The sequence below is a fragment of the Tannerella forsythia genome (assembly GCF_003860135.1).
Lineage (GTDB): Bacteria > Bacteroidota > Bacteroidia > Bacteroidales > Tannerellaceae > Tannerella > Tannerella forsythia_A.
Genome location: NZ_RQYN01000002.1, coordinates 145,652 through 172,398, shown reverse-complemented (window position 1 = coordinate 172,398; position 26,747 = coordinate 145,652). Strand labels below are relative to the sequence as shown.

22 protein-coding genes are annotated in these 26,747 nt (G+C 50.1%); 11 read left to right on the top strand and 11 right to left on the bottom strand.

Going from position 1 to position 26,747, the window contains the following annotated elements; all coding sequences use genetic code 11:
- Window positions 1–374 precede the first annotated feature (374 nt).
- The 6 genes from EII41_RS01380 to EII41_RS01355 form a co-directional block, all read right to left on the bottom strand.
- Window positions 375–917, bottom strand: a complete 543-nt coding sequence (locus tag EII41_RS01380) for a hypothetical protein (RefSeq protein WP_124789120.1) — start codon at window positions 915–917, stop codon at window positions 375–377.
- Window positions 918–1,006: 89 nt separating this feature from the next.
- Window positions 1,007–3,595, bottom strand: a complete 2,589-nt coding sequence (locus EII41_RS01375) for an outer membrane beta-barrel protein (RefSeq protein WP_124789119.1) — start codon at window positions 3,593–3,595, stop codon at window positions 1,007–1,009.
- Window positions 3,596–4,360, bottom strand: a complete 765-nt coding sequence (locus tag EII41_RS01370) for a FecR family protein (protein ID WP_260425428.1) — start codon at window positions 4,358–4,360, stop codon at window positions 3,596–3,598.
- 11 nt (window positions 4,361–4,371) lie between these two features.
- On the bottom strand, window positions 4,372–4,971 hold the full coding sequence (locus EII41_RS01365) for an RNA polymerase sigma-70 factor (RefSeq protein ID WP_260425427.1): 600 nt from the start codon (window positions 4,969–4,971) through the stop codon (window positions 4,372–4,374).
- A 173-nt stretch (window positions 4,972–5,144) separates the two neighbouring features.
- A complete protein-coding gene (locus EII41_RS01360; protein ID WP_124789117.1) occupies window positions 5,145–6,281 on the bottom strand; it encodes a PspC domain-containing protein in 1,137 nt (378 codons plus the stop codon).
- 12 nt (window positions 6,282–6,293) lie between these two features.
- Window positions 6,294–6,623, bottom strand: a complete 330-nt coding sequence (locus EII41_RS01355) for a PadR family transcriptional regulator (protein WP_014224092.1) — start codon at window positions 6,621–6,623, stop codon at window positions 6,294–6,296.
- A 293-nt stretch (window positions 6,624–6,916) separates the two neighbouring features.
- Here EII41_RS01355 and EII41_RS01350 point away from each other — a divergent pair, with 293 nt between their 5' ends.
- The 5 genes from EII41_RS01350 (at window position 6,917) to EII41_RS01330 (ending at window position 12,643) form a co-directional block, all read left to right on the top strand.
- Window positions 6,917–7,780 (top strand): metal ABC transporter permease, encoded by an 864-nt coding sequence (locus tag EII41_RS01350; RefSeq protein WP_124789116.1) that lies wholly within the window; start codon window positions 6,917–6,919, stop codon window positions 7,778–7,780.
- Between the two features lie 83 nt (window positions 7,781–7,863).
- Window positions 7,864–8,232 carry a YraN family protein gene (locus tag EII41_RS01345; protein WP_124751482.1) on the top strand — a complete coding sequence of 123 codons (369 nt, stop codon included), beginning with the start codon at window positions 7,864–7,866 and terminating at the stop codon, window positions 8,230–8,232.
- A 19-nt stretch (window positions 8,233–8,251) separates the two neighbouring features.
- Window positions 8,252–8,605, top strand: a complete 354-nt coding sequence (locus tag EII41_RS01340) for an MmcQ/YjbR family DNA-binding protein (RefSeq protein WP_124789115.1) — start codon at window positions 8,252–8,254, stop codon at window positions 8,603–8,605.
- Window positions 8,595–9,338: a biotin--[acetyl-CoA-carboxylase] ligase gene (locus EII41_RS01335; protein ID WP_124789114.1), complete on the top strand. Its 744-nt coding sequence runs from the start codon at window positions 8,595–8,597 to the stop codon at window positions 9,336–9,338. The genes EII41_RS01340 and EII41_RS01335 overlap by 11 nt, the downstream gene beginning before the upstream one ends.
- Before the next feature lie 125 nt (window positions 9,339–9,463).
- Entirely contained in the window at window positions 9,464–12,643 is a 3,180-nt protein-coding gene (locus tag EII41_RS01330; protein WP_185711792.1) for a glycosyl hydrolase, read from the top strand.
- 159 nt (window positions 12,644–12,802) lie between these two features.
- Here the strand turns inward: EII41_RS01330 and EII41_RS01325 are convergent, their stop codons facing one another.
- Window positions 12,803–13,357, bottom strand: coding sequence for a hypothetical protein (locus tag EII41_RS01325; protein ID WP_124789112.1), 555 nt, complete (start codon window positions 13,355–13,357; stop codon window positions 12,803–12,805).
- An 18-nt stretch (window positions 13,358–13,375) separates the two neighbouring features.
- On the bottom strand, window positions 13,376–15,652 hold the full coding sequence (locus EII41_RS01320) for a hypothetical protein (protein WP_124789111.1): 2,277 nt from the start codon (window positions 15,650–15,652) through the stop codon (window positions 13,376–13,378).
- 655 nt (window positions 15,653–16,307) lie between these two features.
- On the opposite strand from EII41_RS01320, the gene EII41_RS01315 reads away from it, so the two are divergent.
- From EII41_RS01315 to EII41_RS01290, 6 genes are all read left to right on the top strand, one after another.
- Window positions 16,308–17,054, top strand: coding sequence for a DUF6261 family protein (locus EII41_RS01315; protein ID WP_124789110.1), 747 nt, complete (start codon window positions 16,308–16,310; stop codon window positions 17,052–17,054).
- 28 nt (window positions 17,055–17,082) lie between these two features.
- Complete coding sequence (locus tag EII41_RS01310) at window positions 17,083–17,871, top strand: ZIP family metal transporter (protein WP_124789109.1); 789 nt, start codon at window positions 17,083–17,085, stop codon at window positions 17,869–17,871.
- A gap of 57 nt (window positions 17,872–17,928) precedes the next feature.
- Entirely contained in the window at window positions 17,929–18,249 is a 321-nt protein-coding gene (locus tag EII41_RS01305; protein ID WP_124789108.1) for a hypothetical protein, read from the top strand.
- Window positions 18,250–18,591: 342 nt separating this feature from the next.
- Window positions 18,592–20,754: a TonB-dependent receptor gene (locus EII41_RS01300; protein ID WP_124789107.1), complete on the top strand. Its 2,163-nt coding sequence runs from the start codon at window positions 18,592–18,594 to the stop codon at window positions 20,752–20,754.
- Window positions 20,751–21,218, top strand: coding sequence for a DUF4625 domain-containing protein (locus EII41_RS01295; RefSeq protein WP_124789106.1), 468 nt, complete (start codon window positions 20,751–20,753; stop codon window positions 21,216–21,218). Before EII41_RS01300 ends, EII41_RS01295 begins: the two co-directional genes overlap by 4 nt.
- Before the next feature lie 77 nt (window positions 21,219–21,295).
- Entirely contained in the window at window positions 21,296–21,784 is a 489-nt protein-coding gene (locus tag EII41_RS01290) for a DUF4625 domain-containing protein (RefSeq protein ID WP_124789105.1), read from the top strand.
- A 132-nt stretch (window positions 21,785–21,916) separates the two neighbouring features.
- Here EII41_RS01290 and EII41_RS01285 read toward each other — a convergent pair whose 3' ends face one another.
- From EII41_RS01285 to dxs, 3 genes are read right to left on the bottom strand one after another with little or no spacing between them, the layout of a single operon-like run.
- Window positions 21,917–23,374, bottom strand: a complete 1,458-nt coding sequence (locus EII41_RS01285; protein ID WP_124789104.1) for a TrkH family potassium uptake protein — start codon at window positions 23,372–23,374, stop codon at window positions 21,917–21,919.
- Window positions 23,375–23,380: 6 nt separating this feature from the next.
- Complete coding sequence (trkA, locus tag EII41_RS01280) at window positions 23,381–24,721, bottom strand: Trk system potassium transporter TrkA (protein ID WP_124751469.1); 1,341 nt, start codon at window positions 24,719–24,721, stop codon at window positions 23,381–23,383.
- Entirely contained in the window at window positions 24,718–26,646 is a 1,929-nt protein-coding gene (dxs, locus tag EII41_RS01275; RefSeq protein ID WP_124789103.1) for a 1-deoxy-D-xylulose-5-phosphate synthase, read from the bottom strand. The genes trkA and dxs overlap by 4 nt, the downstream gene beginning before the upstream one ends.
- Window positions 26,647–26,747 lie beyond the last annotated feature (101 nt).

Sequence of the window (26,747 nt, the reverse complement as noted above, 5' to 3'; positions counted from 1 at the left end):
ATATTAATGCCTACATGGCAGCAACAGCTTGGAATCTAAAGAAAATGCTGGAAAAGATTAAGGAAAATCTTTTGCGTTCTATTTTTCACGGGTTTCTGCCAAAGGAAAAAATATACTTTTATCCCTTTTTATTCAAGAAAATCAATTGTTAAGGAGGGACTATTTATCCACTTTTACGGGACAGTAGTAAAACCGACGAAATGATTACAGTATGTTTTACAACATGTTTTCCCGATTTTATAACACATACTAACGTCGATTCGTATAATCCCATACAAAAGCCATATCCGACTTCAATAATAATTGACTCAGATATGGCTTGTTTTACAACATTATTTTTTTCATTTTTATCAACGCAATATAACAATCCCTTTTCAATTTTTGTATCGACCTTCTTTCTTCAATTGATCGATAAATTTTTTCCATTCCGACGCGATGGATTGTCTGTTTTCGTTACGCAGTTTCTGTGCTTCCTGCGGGTCTGACAACACGGCCACTTCGGGATAACCATCCAACAAGTAATATTTGTTTTCCACCATATTGTAATAAAGCACCAGACTGTTAAATATCTGCGAATTGAGGCTGCTCACACAAATCATGGACGAAAACAAATATTCATTACCGATATAGATTTTTACCGATTGGTGAATGGAAATCACGTTTTTCATCGACACATTTTCTTGAAAACGAATTTCTTTTGTTGTTTCATTAAACCACAGGATATCGCTTCCCGTAAAAACGACCGATTCTCGTCCTTTATCTGCCACAAACGAACTTTTCATAAAAGTTTCCGCATGAGAAGCCCTTGCGATTATTTCGGATAATGTGGTATCCGGTTTGTCTTCCTCCAGCTCTTGTTCGCACCCACCGGATAAGAGGCAGATGACTGACAAGAACAATAAATACATCTTTTTCATACGATTGTTTTTTATTTATACGTTACGCGTTATACTATTATACCGTGCGAACGAGCCAATACCCTACCTCCCGGTTTTGAAAACGAAGTCTATCGTTCCGGCTTATGCAGCATCTTTATGGTTTTGTTTTCAACCGGTTCTTTTCTCGTTCCATGGTCAAAACGAAGACCGACTTTCAGCAGCAATGTCGGATGGTACGAAGATAAATCGGTCGTTGTTCTTTCTTTGTAGAGCGGTGTGTCCAGATATTTGATCCTGTCGTTTCTGACCCCGAACTCAATCGGCGGAATATAAGACAACATCACGGAGATACGATGATTCCACAGTTCTTTTCGTGCGGTAATACTCCAAAAATCCTTTCCCGACATGTAATAACCTTGCCAAAGAATATTCTTTTTCATATTTCGATAATATCCGAACTGTATCCCGGCCGCCCAATCCGGATGGTAGAAATTACCATCGGAATAAATCATCCATCCATTGACGGAATTCCGATTCGCCTCATATAACGCGTCCTGATGATAAAAGGTAAGGGTACTTTTCAAACGAAAATATCTTCCGAACGATTGATTATACGATACATTCAGGCTATATTCACGAAAATCGATCTGATTGAACGTACGGTAGAGTTTATATGCTTTTCTGTCATATACTTCACTGATACCATCGTTAATAAAAACAACTTGGGGCATAAGTTTCAATTTATCCCCCAGTGAAATCTCCATAAAACCATGGTGACGAACGGCAGAGGTTACATCAGGATTGCCAATCTGTGTCAAAAATGTATCGACGACAATACTCATCGGGCTAAGCTGGTAAAGAGACGGATAAAGGCTATTAGCCGTATATCCCGCAATAAGGCTTCCTTTTGAGGTGATTTTAACGTTCATCCATACATAAGGAAGTATCCGGGTAGTATGCTTTCCGGTTATTCCGTTATGTGAATATATATGCTCGAATGCGACACCGGCCCTCAAGCGCGTTCTATCTGAAAAGAGACGGGAAAAATAGACAGAAGCTCTATTCCTGTTTTCTTTATAGTTTAAAAAACCTATCCCCTGGCTGCTTTTAGACGCATATCGACGATATAGATTGGAATATCCTGCCTCTATCGACATGTTATGTGAAAGGCTGTATTTCCCTTCGAAATTCAATCCGGTCTGTTTCTTATATTCATTCCATAAGTCCGAATACCGGTAAACATCCTCTCCTCCCTGATGGTATTCATTCTTCATATCGTTATCGTAATAATTGTACGAAAAATCAGCGTAAACATGCAGACGATTGGCAAACTGACCTTTATAAAACAATGAACCTGTAAATGTATGTGCCTGTATGAGATTTTCCGTTTCGCTCGTAAAAGAGCGATCGTAATTATTCGACAGATCGGTTCGTCGCATCGTGTATTGTTGAAGCGTCTTAGTGCTCCCACGCGTATAATCGGACTGCATACCTAAGATTTGAAAAGGAGTCAGATGATAATTGATCCCTCCGTTTACGGTATGATGGTCGTACCGGTATCGATGCGCAGGATGAGAAACAGAATGAGAAACAAGTTTATATCGGTCGTATGTTAAAGATTTAGTCGCATGATAATTACTTTTTTCACGATCATATTCATACATTCCGAAAAAGTTCAGGCGATGAGTCGTATAGATAAATCCCAGAGAAGGATGATTTTCCGGCAAGCGACAGTTTTCGGCAGTCTTCGAAAGATTCATCCAGACAGCATTCGACGCATGCAAATCATATCCGGTATAATTTTTTTTAAGAACGAACTGAATAATTCCGGCATAATCGTCAGAAACAAACCGCCCCGACACGGCGTGAATCACCTCGATTGCTTCGATCCTGTCAGGAGAAAGATGTCGCAGATATGTCTCGGAATAGGGTACACCGTCTACTAACAACAAAATATTGGCATGATGATTCAACCAAACGGAGTTTGATGATTGATCAAAATATATGCCGGGGATTTTGTCCGACAGTTCCAGCGCATCATGTACCCCACGCAGCATCTGCGGAGTGATAACGTAAGTCGTATGGTGTATCTCCTTCGAAGTCTTTTCCGCTGCTACGACCACCTCACCCAATGGAATCATGCAATCATTCAGATGAATAACACCAAGATTTCCATCCACGTCGCGGATGTTTTCATATCGTGTTCGGTATCCCAGACTGCCGATTTTTATGCTTGCCGGAACACGTGATGTCTTGATTGCAAATTGCCCTTTATCGGTCGTAAAACCTGTTGCTATGGGAATACTGTCCGCATCCAATAAACTCACAATGGCATATTCCAACGGTTCACCGGTTGTTTGCGATACAACCGTTCCTTTAAAACTAAAAGGCCGAACTTCTATATTCCCGAAGACACGATCTGCAGGATTCTTTTTTTGATTATCGCACGGGATAATCACATATACATTTTTTATTCTCTCTACACGGAAAGGCTTGTCCTCGAGTAGCCACAATAATGCAGACTCGGGATTTTCAAACGATTTCGAGACCGATATATTATATTCCGACAACGTCCGATCATCAAACGACAACTCTAACTGCAGCCTGCTCAACACCTTGTTTAACGGCTCATTGTGCACATCCATTCTGACCGACTGCGAACAAACAGTCGCGGCCGTCACCCACAGGAATAACAAAATAATACCGGTCGGTCTCATTTATTCGATCCTGAATGTGATTCCAAAAGGCTTACCGATAATTTCGAGAATCTCTTCGGGCTTCTCGGTTTTCGAAAAGTTTCCCGAATAAATATGATGGGGATAAGACGCAGGAGTAACATGAATGTTGTATTGACGTTCTATTTCTGCAATAACATCTTGCAGTGGCATGGCGATAAATACGAATTTTCCTTGCATCCACCCAATCACGGTCGAGGATACGACATCACGATCAATACGGAAAGTCGAATCGTGAGTCGTTACCTGCATATTGGAATGAAGCACAACAGATTCTTTACCTGTATTTACCTTTACCTCTCCCGAAAGACAGGTCACACGATACATTCCGGAACGGGCATAGACATTGAATGCAGTACCTACTACTTTCACCGTGTGACGATCTGAATGTACGCTGAATTGACTGCCGGGTTTTACATCGAAATAGGCTTCACCTTCAAGGTCTACCTTTCTTGAAAAAAACCATGCAAGGGGTTTATATGATAATTTAGTCGCTGCATTCAACGTTACGGTTGAGTGATCCGGAAGTTTTACGGTCGAGTGCTCTCCTCTCTTTGCTTCTTCTGTCACTGTATAAAAATAACAAGCTAAAAGAACAGCCACTGCCAGACTCGCCACATAGCCCCATATAGGAATCCGTTTCAAGAATGTTTTCGGGAGCTCTTGTTCATCGATATTTTCAAAGACTTCATCCCAGATTTCTTCTTTACTTTTAGGCCAAGCGGGTTTCATCTTCATATTCTCCATCTTCATTTCACTTATAAAAGTCTCTTTTTTAAAAATCGTAATGCCGCACTTATGTACTTTTCGACAGCTTTTTTACTGACATTAAGACAATCTGCTATTTCCGCATACTTCATTCCGTCTTCCCGATTCATAAGAAAGACGATCCGCTGTCGTTCAGGCATCTGTTGCAATGCTTTGGCATATGTAACAGACAGCTCCCTGAACGATGCTTCATCTTCGGGCGAAAGCTCTCCATCTTTGTTGAATATCATCTCATGTTCAAAATTCATCCGGATTTGGTTCTTTCTGTAATAATCCGTACAACGATCCATAGCCATTTTATAAAGCAGGGATTTGACAGAATGGCTGTTCAACATACTTCTCTTTTCCCAGACCTTTAAAAACACATCCTGCGCAATATCCGAAGCCATCTCTATATCACCACACCGATAATAGATAAAATTTCGGATCGCATCAAAATGAACATAAAAAACTTCTTTAAATTCGTCCTTGTTCATCACGGCTCTTTTGTATTTTATGTGGGCACTTACAGTTGCAACGTAAAGATATGTATCGTTATTGTGTGTATGCTGTTCCGGTATTCCTTCCTTATTCTCTTCCGGCCATTCCATCAACCCACAAAGGCGTCCCGCCGAAACGGAACGCCTGTGGAAAGAGATCGTAAGATCGCGAAAATTAGCATCACTTTTCTCCTCTTTTTTTCGACGGTTGGGTTGCCGTATTGGCCTATGATCTTACGTCTTTTGCGAGATTTAAGCTATTTTACAGGCGACTTCTTCTTTCATCATGCCTGTCCGACCCATGACGAAAGGGCCGGGAGCGTCTGACTGATTGTCTCGAAATAGAAGCCGCTGTATTCTTTTACCGCCCAGACGCCGACGGCGCAAACGCCTACCAACGAGGCCAGCCAGACGAGAAGCAGAATCCATTTCACGGCCCCGGCCATCGGGCCTAAGTTCAACGAGCGTCTGAAGAGTCGGTACAACAACGCCATCAAAGGAATTCCGAGCAGTAAGATTCCGGAGATGCTTCCCCATACGGCGATATAGTTGGGCATCTCGGATACGAAGTACATATCCGAATCGACCCACGGCAGGTAACTGAATACGGCGCTCCACCCTCCGACAATCAGCGCAAAGACAACGATCAGCAGAATAAACAATACAAAGATACACACGGGAATCAGCAGGATGCCCAACAGCACGGCTCCTACTTTGAGCACGGCGGCAAAGAACGAAACGATAAAATCGGCGATCTTCTGCAACGGCGTGCGCGGCCCGTTTGTACGGATATAACTCCGCATATCGTCCGATACTTTCTCGAACCCGTCCGTCACCGTCCGCCCGATATTTTCGAGATTGACCGGTTCACCACGCATCACAAGTCGGTCGGTAGCCGTTCGCGCAAGCGGCAGTACGAGCCACAGTACGATGTATATAATCGTGATGGGAACCGTCATCGACACAATCAGGAGCAAGATCATGACCAGTCGCAGCAACGTCGTATCGAGTCCAAAATAAGCGGCAAGTCCGCTGGCTACTCCTCCGAGCATCTTATCGTCCGGGTCTCGCATCAGTCGCTTGCGGAACTTCCTGTCGGAAGCGCCGGACGTCGTTTCCGTAGCGGCAGACGATTCGCTTCCGGCATTTTTTTCTTCTCCGGCAAACAGTTCTTCGGGCTTCCCCATGCGCTGAATCACCTCTTCCACATGTTCAATCGTGATCACGCTAAAGCCAAGGCGTATCCGGTCGTTAAGCAATTCGGAAATACGCGCTTCGAAATCACTCATAATCTCGTCCGAGCCTTCTTCACGGCTGAAATGAATGCGAAGATTGGACAGATAGCTCTCCAATAATTGATATGCATCCTCGTCGATATGAAAGACGGTTCCGTTTAAATTCACGGTTAATGTTTTTTTCATTGTCTTATTATTTTATTCGTTATTTCTAATATGATTAATCGTATCGTTCAGCTCTTGCCACGAAAGCTCCAGCTCCTTCAGAAACGCCTCTCCCGCTTCCGTCAACCGGTAATATTTCCGGGGCGGCCCCTGCGTCGACTCGATCCATTGGTAACTTAACAGCCCGCTGTTTTTCAAACGCGTAAGCAATGGATACAATGTACCTTCCACAACAATCAATCGTGCCTCTTTCAACTTCTGAATCAGATCGGAAGTGTACGACGGCTCCTTTTTTAAGAGCAGGAGGATGCAATATTCCAAGATCCCCTTCCTCATCTGCGATTTTACATTTTCTGCATTCATATTGTTCTATGTTTTGGCACAAAAGTATGTATCGCAAATAACCAATGCAATACATAATACTGTATTTAAAATTATTTAACGCAATATTGATTCGCATCTTCGTGCTGTTTCGTTGTCTACCACCCTGTTTTTAGCTTTCGCCCGAATTTAAGGCCTGTGCCCGTCTGCCGTTTCAATTCTTTTATTTATCTTCGTCCGCTATTTCGGAGAACCGGAATAACCACGGACTAAGCGCCTTATAGAGAGCGCGTGTCCGAAACCGTCGAAAAAAAAGAAAAAGGAGAGACTGTCTGATGGAAATCTTGCGTTATACGTTTTTTCAAAATGCCCTCTGGGGCGGTTTATTCACGGCCATTGCCTGCGGTATCGTGGGGACCTACATCGTTTCGCGCCGACTGGTATTTATCAGCGGAGGCGTCACGCACGCTTCGTTCGGCGGTCTGGGGTTAGGTTTTTATTTAGGAGTTAATCCGTTTCTGACGGCACTCGGCTTTGCCGTGCTGTCGGCTTTCGGTGTGGAATGGATGAGTCGTTCACGGCGGGTGCGCGAAGATTCGGCCATCGCCGCCATCTGGTCGTTAGGCATGGCCATCGGCGCCATCTTTATCGTACTGACTCCCGGCTACGCCCCTAATCTCTCCTCTTATTTGTTCGGCAATATCCTGACCATCTCGCGAACCGACATTTACTGGACCGGCGGATTCGCAGCGATCCTGAGCCTGTTCTTTACCTTATATTATCGGGCAGTCCTGTATTCGGCCTTCGACCGTGATTTTGCCCGGACACAAGGGCTGCCGGTCAAAGCCATCGAATACGTGATGACGCTTTTTATATCGGTAACCATCGTACTGTCCATCCGGCTCGTGGGCATTATGTTGCTGATGAGCTTGCTCACCGTCCCGCAGATGACGATCAACCTCTTCACCTCCGATTTTCGCAAAATCATCTTCGGAAGCATCGGCTTAGGCTTTGCCTCGTGTGTTACCGGGCTGTACCTCTCGTATTTTCTCCAAATACCTTCGGGCGCTTTTATTATTGTCGTACTGATCGCGTGTTTTTTAGCGGCGAAACTCTTTCATCTCATCGCGCGTAAAAAATCCTCCGCGTCGGCAACATGTCCGGCTCCTCCTCCAACGCCTGCTGGTCGTTCGCGCTAAGAACCGGAGATGCCCAAGTCTCAACTTGCCGGAATTGAAAATTATCCCGTACATTTGTCCTAAAAAAAGCGAGAAAGAGAAGCATGGCCGAAAAAAACGAAACGGGAAAGACGGGCGAACACATCGCACGCACCTATCTGGAGCGGCATGGCCTGACGATTCTGCATACCAACTGGCGATTTCATCGATACGAACTCGATCTTATCGCCCGTACGCAGACGGAGCTGGTCGTGGTCGAGGTCAAGACCCGTTCGAAAGGCAGCCTGCTATCGCCTGAAGAAGCTGTCGACAGGAAGAAAATCCGTCGGATCGTCGCAGCAGCCGACGCCTACGTGCGACACTTTCAGATTTCTCTGCCCGTTCGTTTCGATATCGTCTGTCTGATCAAAAACGGCCATCGCTACGAGGTAGAACATATCGAAGACGCGTTCTACGCTCCCCTGAAACGCTAACCCTTTTTTCCGAAACGCAATGAATATAGAAGAAGTACGTGACTATTGCCTGACTCTGAAGCATACGACGGAATCGTTTCCGTTCGACGAGGTGACGCTCGTCTTCAAAGTCGAGAACAAGATGTATCTGCTGGTATCGCTGGACGCGGCGGAACCGCATATCGCCGTCAAGTGCGATCCGGATCAGGCCGAAGAGCTGCGAGCACATTACGCAGCTGTCGAACCGGCTTATCATCTTCACAAGAAATATTGGAACGGCATCTATCTGGAGCGGGATATGCCCGACGACGAAATCCGTCGCTGGATACGTCACTCCTACGAAGAGGTGCTCCGCAAACTGCCCAAACGAATCCGCGAAACGTATGGTCTCTGAAATACCTGCCCTCATCCGTCTGCGGGAGACACACTCGACGAACCGATACCTGCAGGAACAATTGCAGACGGGACACATACCGGCCGACGAGACGATCGTGATCACCGACTTTCAGACAGCCGGCCGCGGACAGACCGGCAACACGTGGGAGTCGGAAGCCGGACAGAATCTTACGTTCAGCCTACTCTATCATCCGGTATCGCTCCCGGCCAACGAATCGTTCCGGATCGCACAGATCGCCGCGCTGAGCGTAAAACGTACGCTCGATCGCTACGTTCAGGACATAACCGTCAAATGGCCGAACGACGTCTACCGGAGGGAGCAAAAAATCTGCGGCATCCTGATCGAGAACCTTCTATCCGGGAAATTCATCGCTCATTCCATCCTCGGCATCGGTCTCAATATCAACCAGCAGATTTTTCGCAGCGATGCCCCTAACCCGGTTTCGCTCGCGCAAATCACCGGGAGGACATACGATCGGATGACCATACTCGAAGCATGGCATACGGAATTCCGGGCATTGCGCCGACTGCTCGAGACGGGAGATGTCGCGGCCCTTCACGCCGAATACCTTCGTTCGCTCTACCGGCGCGACGGCTTTCATCGCTACCAAGACGCTTGCGGAGCCTTCGAAGCACGGATCGTCGATATCGAGCCGGACGGCCACTACGTACTCGAACGGCGCGACGGAACGCTCTCCCGCTATGCCTTCAAAGAGGTGAGCTTCATCTGACAACAACCGAATAGCGATCTGTCATATTTATAAAAGCGTTCCTTCCATGCAAAATTTCGAGGCGTGCTCTCCACAGAATCTCCGGCTTTTTCGCTAATTTTGCTCGCATGAAAAGCAGAAACAGCATGAAAAGCATGGCTTGTCGCGAGAAGTTACGCGCTCCGGCACCGTTCTTCTCCCGGATGATCGGTCTGGCATTCGGGGGCATAGTTTGTTTTTGCTGTATTACCTGCAAACAAAAGGAGCCGCCTCCAGCCGCGCAGACGGAGGGTGTGCAGATAAGGCTCGGTAGCGAGAAGCGCACGAACGACGTCACCCGATTCATCGACAGCGACGACCTCGAAAGCGATTTTCTTAATCCGCCCGCCTATGCGCAGCCACGTATCTGCTGGAGATGGCTCGAGGGCAACATCTCGAAAGAAGGGATCCGGCACGACTTGACGGAGATGAAGAGAGCCGGTATCCGCGGCGCGGTCATCTACGATACTGATTCCTCGTCGTACGTTCACGCAGGACGCACGGAACCGGGGGCCGGATTTATGAGTCAGGCGTGGCGGGATCTGTTTCGGTACGCCTGCGAAGTGGCAGACAGCCTCGATATGGAAATCAGCCTGAACCTCGGCAGCCGATGGCATAACGGTGGACCGTGGATTACTCCGGAGCTGTCGTCGAAAAAAATAGTCTGGAGCCAGGTCGATGTAGACGGAGGCAGACGCATCCAAACGAAACTGAGTCTTCCGGAAGGTCTGCTCACACGTCCCGGCTCGGACGAACTCTACTATATGCCGGTGGCGGTGCTGGCCGTCCGACTCGACGAGGAGAATATGTACACCGCTCCACTCGAGCGTTTTAAGATCAAGGCGCTCCATACGGTTCACGATATTCCCAAAATCAGCGGGCTGGGTTATCATTGGGAGGCTTTCGTAAAAGAAGAAGAATCGTACGACGATGATTTCAACACCCGCCTCAGCGATATTTACGACATCAGCCACAAGACGGATGCGGAAGGCAACCTCTCGTGGGAGGCGCCCGAAGGACGTTTCCGCATCTTCCGCTTTGTTTATACCGGGACGGGGCTCCAAGTTTCGTCGTCCGGATCAGGAGGACTGGCCATGGATTTTATGAGCGCCGAAGCGATGGACGTCCACTTCGACCATACCGCGACGATTTTGCTCCAAGACATGCAAGGCAGGCATTCCGACAGTTGGAAATACCTTCAGGATGACTGTTGGGAACCGGAGGCCGCGAACTGGACGGAATCGTTACCCCGGGAATTCAAAAAAGCCAACGGTTACGACATCACCAAATACTTGCCCGTCATCACGGGGCTGATTGTCGAAAACCGCGACGTGTCCAACCGTTTTCTGTACGACTTCCGGCGTACCGTCAGCGACCTGATCCGCAAAAATCACTACGGACGCTTCAAGGCGCTGGCGCGCCAATATCATCTGAGCATCCATCCCGAGAGCGGAGGGCCTCATCCGGCGCCGATCGACGGCCTGCAAAATCTCGGGCAGAACGACATCCCGATGGGGGAATTCTGGCTTCGCGCGACGACTCATCGCATCCGGCCCGAAGAGCGCTTCTTTGTCAAGCAGGCCGCTTCGGCCGCCCATATCTACAATCGCCGCTTCGTTGCGGCCCAAGGCCCGATGAGCATCGGCCCGATGTGGGAAGAAGACTTTCGTTACATGAAACCGACGTTCGACCGTGCGTACTGTGAAGGCATGAACCGTGTCGTGTTTCATGGCTTTACGCACTCGCCCGTGTCGGCGGGAAAGCCCGGCAACGCCTACTTCGCCGGCACCCACTTCAACACGAACGTGACGTGGTGGAAGCAGTCGAAAGCCTTTCTGACATGGACTGCCCGCAACTCGATGATGCTCGCGCAGGGCAAACCCGTCAGCGACGTCTGTATTTATTATGGTGACAACACTCCGAATCAGGCGTATCTCAAACACCTCATCCCCGGGCTGGGCAAAGGCTACGACTACGACGTCACCAACACCGAAGTGATCCTGAAGCGCATGAGCGTGCGAAACGGACGGATTGTCTTGCCCGACGGCGTCAGCTATCGAATCCTCGTGCTGCCCGACCGCAGAAGCATCAACGCCGAGGTGCTTGCGAAGATCAAGGAACTGGTAAAAGCCGGTGCGACAGTCGTCGGGCCGAAACCTCGAACGTCAGTCGGTTTACGCAATTATCCGGATGTCGTGAAGCAGATACAGGCCGACGCGGATTCGGTATGGGGCAAAGCATTCACCGGACAACATCGCTTCGGAAAAGGACGGGTAATCTGGGGCAAACCCCTGCGTGCCGTTCTGCAGGAGGCCGGCGTCGCTCCCGATATGGAGTACAAAAGCCGGCGTTACGGGACGCACATCGATTACATCCATCGCACACGTCAGGACGCGGAGATTTACTACGTGGTCAACCGCAAAGAGCAGGCCGAGTGGGTCAGCCTCACCTTCCGGGTGAAGAGAATGCAGCCCGAAATCTGGGACCCTGTCGACGGCTCTCTGACAACGCAACGTATTTTCACCGTCGAGAAAGACAAGCGCATCACTTTGCCCGTACTTCTCGAGCCGCACGGTTCACGATTCGTCGTGTTCCGCAAGCCTGTAACGGGCACTTATTTTACCGAGCTTTCGCGCAATGGCGTCTCGCTCTTTCCCCGTCTGCCGGCGCACACGCTCTCCGGCCCTCCGGTTGTTACGCTGCCGGATGGCTCCTTCTATTTCCTGTCGGGCAAAAAGTACGAGCTGAAAAAGCATACGGGACGAAGAATCACGCTCTACAATTATGAAACGGAGACGATGGTGATTCGCACTCCGTGGAACGTATCTTTCGATCCGGCCTGGGGAGGTCCTGAAAAGACAACGTTCGAACGGCTGATTTCATGGTCGCATCATCCCGATAAGGGGATCCGTTACTACTCCGGCACCGCCGTGTATGAGAATCGTTTTACACTGACGCCGCAACAGCGAAGAAGAAACCGGGTGATCCTTACGCTCGGTGAGGTGTACCACGTCGCCGAAGTGACGATCAACGGCCATGCTACGGGCATTTGGTGGAATGCTCCATTCGAAAAAGATGTGACCGAGTACGTCAAAAGCGGAGCGAATACCCTCGAGGTGAAGGTTGTCAACCTCTGGCCCAATCGTCTGATCGGCGATGTTCAGCTGCCGGAAGAGGAGCGGTTTACCCGTACAAACGTCCGCAAGTTCACGAAAGACGCTCCGTTGCTGCCATCCGGACTGCTCGGCCCGGTCGGATTAACCTTCCGACCGATTAAAAAAACATAAATACAAGGACTCCCGACAAAGACTTTATTTTCCATACAGCGTAATTCTTACGTTAAGATGATAGACTTCATCGGCGTGGGGGAGGAGGGAGGATAAAAAAAGAGTATGTCCGGATTTTCGACCGGACATACTCTAATCAACTTATTCCATGTTATGACGCTACGGTGCTTCTATTTCTTTTTTCGCACTGTCAGGCGTCGCCGTTTCTTCTTCCGTTGCCGGAGCTTTTTGCGTATCCGGCTCGGCGGGAGCGATCGGTTGCAGCACGACGGGAGCCGTCGTGTTTGTCTGCGGCGTGAGGATCGTCTGTAAGACATCCGCCGGAACGTTGGCGTTGTTCACTAATTGAAGCATCAGCAGTTTCTCGAGACGGTCCAAGCGTTGTTCCAGTCCGGCGTTGTATCTCCGGGCCAGCGCCTCGTCGATCAGTTTGCGCTTGAGCGCTTCCATTTTTGTACGCATCACCAGTTCGTCCAGCTCTCTCTGCCGGTCGATCGAATCGGCTTCGAGGGCTGCGGTGACCAGCTTGGTGACGAGTATTTCGGCCTGTTCGCGCGAGACCGGGATCAGCCGGTCTTTATCGCCGGCCGACAGAAGGCTCTGTCGACGCAGCGTATCCGGGCGCGAGGTCTCTCCTCCGTCTGTTTGCCGGGCTGTTGCCAACAGCGGTAACGAGAGGAAAAACGTTGCTATAATAAAAATCTTTTTCATCATCTAACGAAATTTACAGGGTTAGAATACGAAACGATAGCCTACCGAGAATTGATTGTTCTTGAAAAGATTGCGAATCGAATAGTCTACGAATAAGGCATTGTTTCCGAAGTTGAAATTCGTACCCACGATGATGTTCGAACCGGCTCTGAGCGTTTTGTACTGTTTGAACAGTCCGAGTCCCAAACCGACGTAGGGGTGAAGGGGAGCGTCTTTCTTGAGCTGGATGTTGTAGAGCACGTTTCCGGAGAGGCCGTATCCTGTTTTGCTTCCGAGAGCAAGGAAAAACTCGGGTACGAAGTCGAAATGCGTGTTGCTCACTTGCAGATAGCCTCTCAGACCGATGTTGGCCGTCACCTGTTCGCCGAAGTTCACGCCGAACATGGGCGCCAGTCTGTTATACTTCAGGAACGAGCCGCGGCCCGAGCCTGTACCGTCTTCTATTGCCATGACGCGCGAGTCGGCCACGTTACCGGCCTGATCGACCGTTACGACCGGCGTCTGCGTCGGCGTGATGATTTGCGTGCTCGGCTGCGAAGGAACGACTACGGTCGTAGTACCTCCCGCCGCCTGCGTCTGCGTGTTGGAGCGGAGCAGCGTTTCGTAGTTACGGTCCATTTTCGAGGCCAGCGCTTTGAGTTCGATCAGGAGCGCGTCGTTGGCCGGTGAAGTTGCGGCCACTCCTGCCGGTCTGTCCTGCCGAAGGGCTTCGAGCACCAATCCGAAATCGTTGTCCGAGAGCGTGCTCGAGGTGCGCGATTTTTTCTCCTTGAGCACTTTTTCGATCGTGCGGTTCACGAGATCTTCAAACTCTTCGGCTGTCATCGTTTCTTTCGTCTTGGCCGGTTCGCCGGCTTCGATGGCTGTTTTCTCTTCCGAGAGTTCTTTACGTTCTTCGAGCAGCACTTCTACGCGTTCGTTATCTCCTTTTTCGAGCGCTTCGGCCAGTTCGGCGTTGACGGCATTCAGTTTTTCTTCATATTCGGCACGCATCTCGTTGATCTTTTCGCGATTCTTTTCTCTTTCCGATTCCAGCGCCGAGGCATACAGTGCCGATCCGCTTTTCACCGGAGCGCCCAGATTGATACGCAGCCCGGCCGTGTACATCATGCTTGTTCTGATTTGCGACGGCTTCACGATGTCTTCGGGCGAAACGCCTTTTTGCGCCATCATCATCGCATTTCCCGTTCCGAAGAGCGCGAAATAGCGCGATACGGGAATCTCGATTCCTCCACCGAGTTGCAGGAAGAGGTTATTCTTATCGAAGTTCTCTTTTACCTGATCCGAGCCGATAAAGTTGTATCCTTTGGAATCCAGATAACCGCCACCGAACTGGAGGTAGGGCACGATGCCGCGCGGCTGGTTGAGGCGGGTAATCAAATTGAGCCCGTACATGCGCAGGTTATCGTTGAACTTGAACGAGAGCTTCGCCGGGTCTTCCGTTGCTTGGTAGTAGTATGCGCGAAGGCCTACGAGCGATGAGAAATCGACGCCAGCCGATCCTCCCACGAACCACTGGTCGGTGTACGGAAGTTTCTCGTTGAAATTGACGTAGGCCACGCCCGGTTCGAGGACGAACTTCAACCCGTTCACGAAGCCCGACGTATAACTGTCGCGCACCCGCTTGTCGAGCCGGCTGTTGAACGAACGGTTCGAGCCTCCCAAATAAATGTCGAGCGAAGCCATCGCGGCGTAGTTGGCCAGACGTTTGTCTTTGTTACGCATGTTGGGATTAAAGTATGCATTCTGCGGATCCATGTTGAATAGCAGCTGTTTGCCTTCTAACGAGAACACGATGCGCGGCGAGAGGTTGATCTTGATGCCGGCTCCCCACGAAGCGAAAATCTGTTGTTCCTTATAATCTCTGGCATCCAGTCCTTCGGTAAACGGGTCGTATTTGAAATACTGCACACCGGCGCCGGCCAGAATATACGGCGAAATGCCTACGCCCGAGAGAATGTTGAGTTTCGCTTCGCCGCTCAGTCGTGTAATATCGACCGTATGATCGGGAAGTTTGCTGATCAGGTCGTCGCTGATGTTCCATTTCGAACTTTTCAGTTTGCTTTGAATATCGAACGATTTTTCGGCCACAGCCCGAAGTTCGAAGTGAGGGCCGAAACCAAAGCCGGCGCGTACGCCGTAAAACATGTTGTCCTTTAAGTTGATATTCTTATTCCACCACTGATATTCGATCAAAGGCGATACGGTTACGCTTACATCTTTCACTTGTGCGTTCACAAGTCCCGACGTAAGAAATATCGTCAAGAAGAAGTAAGTCAAAATAAAATTACGTTTCATACTTTTTGAAGTTTAAAATTGTTGAGTAAATAGAGAAAATCGTTTTTTTTCTCTTTGCAAAGATAATATTATTTTTTTATTGTCCAAAATTCACGTGAAAATTAACACTTTTCTGTGATGTGTGATTTTTCTTTCTTTCCGTGGTTCCGTTGCCGATGCGTTTTTCTCTTTACAGACCTTCCCAACCAAAAAAAATCATCTTTTTTTTTGTCGTTAAGATTTCTTTCTTTTAACTTTGTCAACGTTTAAGAATAAAGAGTGTACGACGCGGAGTTTTGGCGATGGATTTTTAGAGCGATCTTTTGTACGGTACATAATATTTTTCTTTCCCGTCGTACCTCTTTTTACGAAACGCAAACAGCGCTCCGGCTTTTGATGAAACGATGAAAACGCACCGGGAATTCCGGACGGCTTTTTATTAAACGCTGAAAGCGTTGCGGGAAGTCCGGTCGGCTTTTCATTAAACGCTGAAAGCATCGCGGCAACTCCGGCCGACCTTTCATTAAACGATAAAAGCATGTCGGGAAGTCCGGGCGACCTTTCATTAAACGCTGAAAACGCGTCGGGAACTCCCGGCGGCCTTTCATTAAACGATAATAAACGAAGATGGAGATAGTATTTTTATAATGTGCAAACCTTAAAAACAGAAAAGATTATGATTTCGAAAGTAAAAACAAACATGCGGGCAGCGGCTGTTAACACGTTAACGGCACGCATCGTTGAAATGTACAGAACGAACGGCGCTCTGGCGGCCGATCCGTTTCTGGCCAATACGGTCAACCGCGCCGAAGCGCGGAACATCGATCTGACGACGGCCATCCGGCAGGACAAAGTCCTCTCCGTCATCGAAGAAGCCGATCTTCGGCGCGATGCTCCGGGACGCGCGCTTTTCCACTTCTCACGCGCCTATCTTCTGCTCGAAGATTTCGCGACCCCGGCCGCGCGCTATGCCGAAGTACTCGGCAAGTACGGCACACGCATCTTCGACGCGGCACAGGACGAAGAAACGGCTTATATCGATTCGCTGTTGCAAGACTTGAAGGCGCCCGACATGTCCGGCGTAGTAACGGCACTGCCCGGTGTTGAGAAAGCTGTTGAACGTCTTCGTTCGGCACAAGACGCGTATAAACATACCAAGGCGCAATATGCCCAGACGGTAGCCAGTGAAGCGGCGCGAAGCACGGCTTCCGAGATTCGTAAGGAGATTGTGGCGTTGCTCAATACGACGCTCTTCCCCTATGTCGACGCGCTGAGGTTGTCGAACCCCGGCGTCTACGGCGCGTTTGCCGAAGCGATAGACTTGCTGGTGGACGAGGCAAACGCACTCATCGCGCGGCGCGCAACGATCAAGGCCAAGCCCGACGGCGGCGAAACGCCCCCGCCGGCCGAAAACGAAGCCTGATTCTGATGAACGGTTCTTCCGAAAACAGATGAACGTCAACATTGCAATCGGTCTGCTTATCCCTTTTCTGGGAACGTTTCTGGGCGCGGCGATGGTCTTTCTGCTCAAAGACGAAATTTCGCCGCGCCTGCAAAAACTGATGCTCGGTTTCGCCGCGGGCGTCATGATTGCGGCCTCCGTTTGGTCGCTGCTTATTCCGTCGATCGAGATGAGCGAGAATCACCCCTCTCTTCCGGCATGGTTTCCCGCCGCCGCGGGGTTTATGGGAGGGATCGTCTTCCTGCTTCTGCTCGACAGCGTGATCCCTCACCTGCATATTCATTCCGATCAACCCGAAGGAATGAAATCGCCGGGGCTGAAACGGATGACGATGCTCATCTTCGCCGTCACGCTGCATAACATCCCCGAAGGGATGGCCGTGGGCGTTGTCTTTGCCGGCATACTCGAAGGATCGATGAACATCTCGCTGGCCGGCGCCATGGCGCTCTCGGTCGGTATCGCTTTACAGAACTTTCCCGAAGGAGCGATCGTTTCGATGCCCCTCAAAAGCGCCGGGCGGTCACGCATGAAAGCTTTTACGTATGGCGCACTCTCCGGTGCCGTTGAACCGGTTGCCGGAATCATCACTATTCTGCTTACGCATATCATGCTGCCCGTGTTGCCTTATCTTCTGGCCTTTGCCGCCGGAGCCATGATCTACGTCGTGGTCGAAGAACTGATCCCCGAGTCGCAGAGCGGCGTGCATACCGACATTGGCACCGTGGGCGTGGCACTCGGATTCGTCCTCATGATGGTGCTCGACGTGGCACTGGGGTAGATTTGCATAATTGAAAAATATCGTTTTACTTTGCGCCCTCAACTTTGCAGGAAGATTGTGATAACAAGTGCGAAAGGAAGAACCGTCATCGCAACGTTGCTGTTGGCCGCGTTGCTGCCCGTCTTCGTGGTGAAAGCGTTTCACCGCCACGATGCGTGCGGGCACGAGACGTGTTGCACGCACGAAGAAGACGCGCAAACTTCGTCGGACGACGATTGCTCCATCTGCCTCTTCCATCTCCTGCCTTTCACACAAAGCGAACTATACCGGATTCGCATCTTTACGCCCCTCACCGAACGTGAACCGGTGACGGCCGTTTGCGAAACCGTCTGCCCTCCTCTCTACGCTTACGCCCTGCGCGCCCCTCCGTGCGTTTAATAGTTAATTGTCAATAGTTACGCCCTTCGGAGGTTGAATTGTTGAGTCGTTGAGTTGTTTTCTGACGGCTGACGGCTGAATGCTGACAACTGATTAAATCCGAACGCAAATCACGCAAAGAGCGCAAATAAACACAAATGAAACTTTGTTGTAAAGCGAAAAACGAATAGTGAAAAACGAAAAATAACAAAGTTCTGACCGCTGATTGCTGACGGCTAACTAAAATTACGAATGACAAATTACGAATTACGCCGGCTGACTACTGCCAGCTGACGGCTGATTGCTGTTTCTGAATGCTGACGGCTGAATGCTGCCGGCTGACCACTAACATAATAATTTTGTATGAATATCAGATATAGTTTGCTGCCGCTGATTCTTTTTGCGGCGCGCTCGGCCGATGCCCGGAGCGAAGCGCCGGACAGCATGAGACACGTGGCCTTGTCCGAAGTCGTAGTCTCCGAATCATACCATCGGCAACAGCAGAAAACGACCGCTCTCACGCTCGACGTGGTGCGGAAAGACTTTCTTCACCGTCATTTCACGGGAAACCTCGTGCAGACGATGGAGAAGATCCCCGGTGTCCGTTCGATGGATATCGGCGCGGGCTTCTCGAAGCCAGCCATTCGCGGGCTCGGCTTCAATCGTATTGCCGTGTCCGAAAACGGAATCAAGCAAGAAGGGCAGCAATGGGGCAGCGACCACGGGTTGGAGATCGATGCGTTTAACGTCGAAGAAGTCAGGGTACGCAAAGGCCCGTCGTCGCTCATCTTCGGCAGCGATGCCATGGGCGGGGTCATCGAAATCGTGCCGGCCGCGTGGCCGTCCGCGGATCAGCTTTTCGGCGAGGCTGTCGTGCTCGGCAAATCGCTCAACGGCACGTTGGGAGGCTCGCTGATGCTCGGCCTGCGCAAAGGCGCGTGGCTGGTCAAGGCGCGCTTTTCGGAACAACATTACGGTGATTATCGCGTCCCGACAGATACGATTGTCTACCTGACGCGGAAGATTCCCGTTTACGGTCGAAGACTCAAGAATACGGCCGGCATGGAGCGTAACGCGTCGTTCTTCGGGGGATACCGGAAGCATCGCTATCGGATGAATGTGACCGTCAGCAACGCTTTCCAGAAGATGGGCTTTTTTCCCGGCGCGCACGGCGCCCCGGACTTGTCGCGCTTGCAGGACGACGGCAACAGCCGTGACATCGCATTGCCCTATAGCCTCGTCAATCACTTCAAAGTGATGACGCATCAGCAGTATACGCCCGACGATCTCATCCTCTCGGCCGATCTCGGCTATCAGTACAACCATCGCGAAGAATGGAGCGCCTTTCACACCCATTACGACGCGCAACCTCTGCCTGCTCACGACCCCGACAAGGAACTGGAGTTTCGTCTGCATACGTTCAGCGGTGCGCTCAAAGCGCGTCTGCTGCGTCATGTGTCGTGGGAGCATACGGCCGGGCTCGATGTGCAGGCGCAAAAGAACGACATCGCCGGATACGCCTTTCTCTTGCCTGAATATACGCGTTTTACCGCGGGCGGTTACTGGCTGTCGGCGTACCGTCCCACCCGTCAGCTTACGCTCAACGGCGGCGTGCGTTACGACTTCGGGAAGATCGATATCGCTCCTTCCGACGATCCTTTTCTGGCCGAATACCTGCGTCGTCAGGGACATACCGACGAGCAAATCAAGCGTTATGAGCGACGGAGCTATGCCGTGGACCGCACGTTCGGCGATTATTCCTTCTCGGCCGGCATCGTGTGGAATCCGTCGCCGTTCCATCTGTTCAAGGCGAACATCGGGCGCAGCTTTCGGCTGCCCGGCGCGAACGAGCTGGCCTCGAACGGTGTTCATCACGGCACCTTCCGTCACGAGCAGGGCGACGCGACCCTCCGCTCCGAGCGCGGCTGGCAATTCGACGCCTCCTACAGCCTCACACGGCCGGGTCTTGAACTGACCGTGTCGCCCTTCGTCAGTCTCTTCGATCGTTACATCTATCTTCAACCCACGGGCGAGTGGTCGGCGCTGCCTCATGCCGGGCAGGTTTATCGTTATACCCCCGCGCGGGCGTTGTTTGCGGGCGGAGAAATTGCGTTCGATCTCGATCTGCCGCACGGGTTGCACTACCGTTTCGTCGGTGAGTATGTGTATACCCGCAATCGCGATACGCATACGGCGCTCAGCTTTTCGCCGCCGCCTTCCATGCGTCAAACGTTGAGCTGGCGTTTTAAACGCTTCCACACGTATGTCGAATGGCAGAGCATTGCCGCTCAACAACGCATCGCCCGCAATGAAGACGCGACGGCGGGCGCTCAGCTGTTGCATGCCGGAGCAAGCGTAGACTTCGCCGTGGCAGGTACTACGGTCGAACTGTCGTTAAGCGCCCGCAATCTATTCGATACGAAATATTTTAATCATTTAAGTTTTTATCGGAAGGTCGAAATCCCCGAACCGGGACGAAACTTCCAGTTATTTATTAAAGTACCATTTAACTATCAATTAAAATGAGAAAAAAGTTTTCTTTTACAGCCGTTTGCCTGTTGGCGGCCGGTTTGTTCGTGTGTGCTTCCGCCGAAGATAAGGCGGATGTGACAAAACCCGTCATTCAGTTGAATGCACCGGAAGAAGGAGGAGTGCTGTTTATTGGCCGAGCGTATGAATATGTCGTTCATTTCGATATGGATATCTCGGACGATGTGATGTTGAAGTCGTATGAGATCGAAGTGAAAAGCGATTTCAAATCTAAAAAAACGAAGAGTGCCAAAGACACGACGGTGGTGCTCTCCTTCAAGCAGGAATATGATGTTTCGGGAAAGAATAAGGAGCATATCCATCATCACGACATCAAAATTCCGATTCAAACGAAGCCCGGAAAGTATCTTATGACGGTAATCTGTCATGATGCCGCCGGAAATGAAGCGCGTGAAGTGCGCCATTTTGTATTAAAAAAAGAAGAAGCAGTAAACCCTTAAACGTCGGAGAGTTGAATCCTCTAATCGGGACGAGACTTCCGAGAGTTTATTTTTGTATTATTTAATCATTTATTAAGATGAAGAAAAAGTTTTATTTTTCAGTAGTCTGCCTGTTGGCAGCCGGTTCGTTGATGCTCGTATCTTGCGACAAAGACGAGAAAGCGGATGTAACGAAACCGGAGATCGAGTTGAAGGCTCCTAAAGAAGGGGCTGTGTTAAAAATCGGCGATGAGCACGGTGTTCATTTCGACATGGATTTGTCGGACGATGTGATGCTGAAATCGTATCTGATCGAGATACACAGCAATTTCGACAATCATACCCATACGAAATCGGGCGATGGTACGGTGGTGTTCGCTTTCAAGAAAAGCTACGATGTGTCGGGGAAGAGAAACGCGCACATCCATCATCACGACATCAAAATTCCGGAGAATGCTACCCCCGGCAAATATCACCTGATGGTGTATTGTACCGATGCCGCCGGAAACGAACAGCGGATTCCCGAACGTAACATTGTGCTGAGCAAAGACGCGCCGGATCATGACGATCATCATCATGAACATTAATCGGGCGTAACGGTCAATAAACGTAGTGATAGCAGCCGTTACGGGGCTTTCGCCTTCGGGGGAGCTCTACGGCGGCTTTAAATAAAAAGAGCGGTGTGTCAAAAACATGATTTGTGGCACACCGCTTTTGCTTTATCGTTTCCAGAACCCGGGCAGGAGAATCGTCAGGACGGTAAAAATCTCCAAGCGTCCGATCATCATCAGAAACGAGAGCAACCATTTGGGAAATGCCGACAGGGTAGCAAGGTTCCCGTCGGCGTACTGTCCGAGTGCCGGCCCGACGTTTCCTACGGCACTGACCGATACTCCGAGAGCTTCCTCGAAGGTCAGTCCGTCAAAGAGCAATACAGCCCCTCCCAGCAGAATCAGTCCGACGTAAACAAACGCGAAGGTCGAAACCCGCTGTACAATGTGTGACGGAATGATCTGGCCGCTCATGCGGATCGGCAGCACGGCATTGGGATGCGTCTGCTTCTTGAACTCGTTGAACATGTTTTTGATCAGAATCACGAAACGTCCCATCTTCAATCCGCCGCTGGTCGATCCGGCACAGCCGGCCACGACCGAGACAAAGAGCACGATAATCGTAAAGAAAGCCCCCCAGTTTGCGTAATCGGCCGTCAAATATCCGGTGGTCGAGATCAGGGAGGCTACCTGAAAGAACGACTGGCGGAAAGCTTGTTCTATGCTCGTTTCATGATTCTGAACGAGCAACCAGACGGTTACAAAGACGGTGGCCGTGCCAATTATACCATAGAACCAGTGAAGCTCTTCGTCGTGTACGAGTTTATGCCAGTGCCTGCGTAGCGAGAAGTAAAGCAGTGTGATGTTTGTGGCGCCGATGCACATGCCGAAGCAAATGATGTACTCGATATAAGGCGATTGCCAATGGGCAATGCTTGCGTTTTTAGTGGAATAGCCGCCGGTCGAAACGGTCGTTAGCGCATGATTGATGGCATCGTAAGCGTCCATTGGACCGATCCAGAGCAGGCCGAAAACAACGCCTGTGATCAGCAGGTAAATCCCGAAGAGGCGTTTGGCCACTTGCGTGATACGCGGCAGGAAACGCTCGTGGGTGATGCTCGGCGTCTCGGCATCGAACAGCTGAGAGGCTGTACCGCCGAAAATAGGCATTAAAGCAACGGTAAACACGATAATGCCGATGCCGCCCTGCCATTGCGTCAGACTGCGCCAGAAGAGTAGCCCCTTCGGAAGGGCTTCGATATCGGTCAGGATGGTTGCTCCGGTGGTTGTGAAGCCTGACATCGTTTCGAAGAAGGCATCCGTCACATTGTCGATGTAGCCGCTTATCAGGTAGGGCATCATACCGAGGAAAGCAAACATTGTCCACATAAGCGCTACGCTGAGCATTCCTTCTCTGCGTCCGGAGCGATAATCGTTTCCTTTTCGCCCGATGAAGTATAGGAGAAGCCCCATACCGGACATGATTCCGCTCGAAATGAGCAACGGATAAAAGTCGCATCCGTCATACCAGAAAGCAACTCCGGTTGCCGCCAGCATAAAAAAACTTTCGAGGAGATGCGTCATCCCCAGTAGCTTGACAATGTACCGGACATTCAATTTAAACATTCCCGATCAGTTGAAATAGTCTTTGAGTTTACGCATGGCCGATTCGAAACAGAAAACCATCACACGGTCGTTGGCCTGAATCTGTGTACTGCCTTCTACCATCATCGGGACACCGTCACGAATCAACCCTCCGAGAGTCATATCTTTAGGCAGATGCAAACTCTTCACCGGTTTTTTTGTGATGCGTGATCCGGGTTTGGCCACCAGTTCGGCCACATCGGTGTTGGCAAAAGCGAGACATCGCACATTCGAGACGTCGGCATCAAGTAGAAACTGGTAGATATGGCTGGCTGCGATCAACTTTTTGTTGATGACCGAGCCGATATCCATCTTCGAAGCCAACGGGATGTAATCGAGATTTTCGACTTGCGCGATCGTTTTGTATACCCCGAACCGTTTGGCAGCCAGACAAGCCAAGATATTCGTGCTCGAATTTTCCGTCAATGCGACAAATGCTTGCGTATTAAGGATTCCTTCTTGTCGCAGCAGGTCGGTGTCGCGTCCGTCGCCATGAATAATCAGCACGTTTTTGGGAACTTTCTCCGAGATCTGCACACATTTTTCCCGGTCGGTTTCGATAATTTTGATATGAATATGATCCGGCATATATTGGCTGGCCCGGATGGCTATACGTCCTCCTCCCATGATGATGATATTCTTCACTTCCGGCTTTTGTTTGCCGGTTTGCATCCGTACCTCTTCGATCCATTCACGTGTAGTCGTGACGAAAATAAGATCGCCCGATTCGATATGGTCTCGTCCGCCGGGAATGATCATCTCGTGCCCCCGCTGAATGGCGACGATATGATAGAGTTTCCGGTTGTTCGATAACAGTTGCACGAGGGTCTGGTTGATGATGGGGGCATCGTCGCGCACCTTGATGCCCAGCAGCATCAGATTGCCTCCGAACAACTCCCAGTATTGGCGCGTCCACGGGCGTTTGATGGCTGCCACAATCTCTTTGGCTGCCAACATCTCCGGATAAATCATGGAGTCGACACCGATTTTTTCAAACAATTCTTTATTCTTGGGCAGGAGGTACTCGTAATTATTGATACGGGCAAATGTTTTTTGGGCACCCAGATTATGTCCTAACATGCAGGCCGTGATATTGGTCGACTCTTCCGGTGTCACGCTGACAAAGAGATTGGCCTTGTTGACGCCTGCTTCTTCGAGGTCACGGAGGGAGGTCGGGTTCCCGGTGAACGGCAGGATTTCCATGCCTGAACGTGCAAAAGCCAACTTGTGATCGTCCGTATCCATGAGAGTAATATCATGCTTTTCTCTCGATAGCATTTTGGCCAGATGGGTGCCGACCTCTCCGGCACCTGCAATAACGACTCTCATATTTCTATTATGGCTTCGGAGGTTTCTTTCCGGGTTAAACGAAGGGTTTGAAGAATGCTTTCGGCATCCATGCCGCATTGTCGAAACAGTTCCGGTATGCTTCCGTGTTCGATGAATGCGTCCGGAATGCCGATACGTCTGATGCGCGGTGTATAGCCGTGTTCACACATAAATTCGGCGACGGCTGTACCCAGTCCGCCCACAACCGTTCCGTTCTCGACGGTAATGATGTGCGCATATCGCTTACCTACTTCGTGTAGAAGGGCTTCGTCGATCGGTTTAAGGAATATCATATCGTAATGAGCGACCGATAGGCCTTCTTTTTCGGCCATCCTGATCGCTTTGATTACTTCGTTACCGATCGAGCCGATCGAGAGCACAGCCACATCGCTCCCCTCGTGCAGTTGTTTACCTTTACCTATAGGAAGCAATTCCATTGTATTTTGCCAATTCTCCAATTCTCCTTTTCCACGGGGATAGCGGATAACGAACGGCCCGTCCGGGGTCTGATACGCCGTGTACATTAAGTTGCGCAAGTCGATCTCGTTCAGCGGCGAAGAGATGACGAGATTGGGTATCGGGCGCAGGTAAGCCAGATCGAAAGCGCCGTGATGTGTCATGCCGTCTTCGCCCACCAGCCCTGCCCGATCAAGACAAAAAATGACATGCAATTTCAGAATGGCAACGTCGTGAATCACTTCATCGTACCCGCGTTGCATAAACGAGGAATAGATGTTGCAGAAGGGAATCATGCCCTCCTTGGCCAGCCCTGCGGAGAATGTTACGGCATGTCCTTCGGCGATACCGACGTCAAAAGCACGGTTGGGGAAAGCCTTCATCATAAAGCCCATTGAACAACCTGTCGGCATGGCAGGGGTGATTCCTACGATGCGTTTGTCTTTTTCGGCGAGTTCAACTAACGTATGTCCGAACACATCCTGATAGAGCTGCGGCTGCTTGAGTCGTTCGGGTACGATACGCCGTCCGGTCTCCTTGTCGAAACAGCCGGGCGCGTGCCACTCGATCGCAGATTGCTCGGCCGGTTCAAAGCCTTTTCCTTTCTTGGTTTTGAGATGCAACAGCTTAGGGCCTTGCATATCTTTGATGTCGTTCAGTTTCTGTACGAGGTTATTCACGTCGTGTCCGTCGACCGGACCGAAGTAGCGGATGCTAAAACCTTCGAACAAGTTGTGTTGGCGATTGATCAACGCCTTCAGACTGTTGTTGAAACGCAGGATATTTTCCCGCCGGTCTTCCGAGAGCAGATTGAGTTTTCGGAGTTTGCGATATACGTCATAGCGAATTTTATTGTATGTCTGGCTCGTGGTGATGTCGACGAGGTAGCGGCTCAGCCCACCGACGCTGTTGTCGATAGACATATCGTTATCGTTTAGGATAATCAGCAGATTGTTCGGACTGGCCGACGCGTTGTTCAATCCTTCGAAAGCAAGTCCACCTGTCATGGCACCGTCTCCGATGACTGCTACGACGTGGCGGTCGGACTCGTTGTTTATCTCAAAAGCGGTTGCCATACCGAGTGCCGCCGATATGGAGTTAGATGCATGTCCTGCGATAAAAGCGTCGTACTCGCTTTCTTGCGGATTCGGGAAGCCGCTGAGTCCTTTATATTGGCGCAATGTTTGGAATGCTTCGCGTCGTCCGGTCAATATTTTGTGTCCATAAGCCTGATGTCCTACGTCCCAAACAATCCGATCATAAGGTGTATCGAAGACATAATGCAGTGCCACAGCTAATTCGATTGTGCCTAAGTTCGCCCCTAAATGTCCGGGTGTTTTAGACAACACGTCGATGATATATCGCCGCAACTCTGTACATACGTCCTCGAGCCGATCAGCCGGCAATTTGCGTAGATCGGCCGGAGAATCAATCTGTTCCAATAAGCTTTCTGGCTTGTTTGTAGTCATCCTTTCTTTCTTTTTTTTGCAAATTTACGGAATTTAGTGTAGATAAAAACGACAAATTGTTCCGAAAATCGTATCAAGAGGTGTTCGAAAAGACAGATTAG

What these genes read in the sequence shown, in the direction of transcription:
- EII41_RS01345 (WP_124751482.1), top strand. Translation starts at nt 7,864, where the DNA reads ATGGCCGAAAAAAACGAAACGGGAAAGACGGGCGAACACATCGCACGC.
- EII41_RS01285 (WP_124789104.1), bottom strand. Translation starts at nt 23,374, where the DNA reads ATGTTTAAATTGAATGTCCGGTACATTGTCAAGCTACTGGGGATGACG.
- EII41_RS01300 (WP_124789107.1), top strand. Translation starts at nt 18,592, where the DNA reads ATGAATATCAGATATAGTTTGCTGCCGCTGATTCTTTTTGCGGCGCGC.
- EII41_RS01350 (WP_124789116.1), top strand. Translation starts at nt 6,917, where the DNA reads ATGGAAATCTTGCGTTATACGTTTTTTCAAAATGCCCTCTGGGGCGGT.
- EII41_RS01340 (WP_124789115.1), top strand. Translation starts at nt 8,252, where the DNA reads ATGAATATAGAAGAAGTACGTGACTATTGCCTGACTCTGAAGCATACG.
- EII41_RS01290 (WP_124789105.1), top strand. Translation starts at nt 21,296, where the DNA reads ATGAAGAAAAAGTTTTATTTTTCAGTAGTCTGCCTGTTGGCAGCCGGT.
- trkA (WP_124751469.1), bottom strand. Translation starts at nt 24,721, where the DNA reads ATGAGAGTCGTTATTGCAGGTGCCGGAGAGGTCGGCACCCATCTGGCC.
- EII41_RS01355 (WP_014224092.1), bottom strand. Translation starts at nt 6,623, where the DNA reads ATGAATGCAGAAAATGTAAAATCGCAGATGAGGAAGGGGATCTTGGAA.
- EII41_RS01295 (WP_124789106.1), top strand. Translation starts at nt 20,751, where the DNA reads ATGAGAAAAAAGTTTTCTTTTACAGCCGTTTGCCTGTTGGCGGCCGGT.
- EII41_RS01330 (WP_185711792.1), top strand. Translation starts at nt 9,464, where the DNA reads ATGAAAAGCATGGCTTGTCGCGAGAAGTTACGCGCTCCGGCACCGTTC.
- EII41_RS01365 (WP_260425427.1), bottom strand. Translation starts at nt 4,971, where the DNA reads ATGGAATGGCCGGAAGAGAATAAGGAAGGAATACCGGAACAGCATACA.
- EII41_RS01370 (WP_260425428.1), bottom strand. Translation starts at nt 4,360, where the DNA reads ATGGAGAATATGAAGATGAAACCCGCTTGGCCTAAAAGTAAAGAAGAA.
- EII41_RS01375 (WP_124789119.1), bottom strand. Translation starts at nt 3,595, where the DNA reads ATGAGACCGACCGGTATTATTTTGTTATTCCTGTGGGTGACGGCCGCG.
- EII41_RS01325 (WP_124789112.1), bottom strand. Translation starts at nt 13,357, where the DNA reads ATGATGAAAAAGATTTTTATTATAGCAACGTTTTTCCTCTCGTTACCG.
- EII41_RS01315 (WP_124789110.1), top strand. Translation starts at nt 16,308, where the DNA reads ATGATTTCGAAAGTAAAAACAAACATGCGGGCAGCGGCTGTTAACACG.
- EII41_RS01380 (WP_124789120.1), bottom strand. Translation starts at nt 917, where the DNA reads ATGAAAAAGATGTATTTATTGTTCTTGTCAGTCATCTGCCTCTTATCC.
- EII41_RS01320 (WP_124789111.1), bottom strand. Translation starts at nt 15,652, where the DNA reads ATGAAACGTAATTTTATTTTGACTTACTTCTTCTTGACGATATTTCTT.
- EII41_RS01335 (WP_124789114.1), top strand. Translation starts at nt 8,595, where the DNA reads ATGGTCTCTGAAATACCTGCCCTCATCCGTCTGCGGGAGACACACTCG.
- EII41_RS01310 (WP_124789109.1), top strand. Translation starts at nt 17,083, where the DNA reads ATGAACGTCAACATTGCAATCGGTCTGCTTATCCCTTTTCTGGGAACG.
- dxs (WP_124789103.1), bottom strand. Translation starts at nt 26,646, where the DNA reads ATGACTACAAACAAGCCAGAAAGCTTATTGGAACAGATTGATTCTCCG.
- EII41_RS01360 (WP_124789117.1), bottom strand. Translation starts at nt 6,281, where the DNA reads ATGAAAAAAACATTAACCGTGAATTTAAACGGAACCGTCTTTCATATC.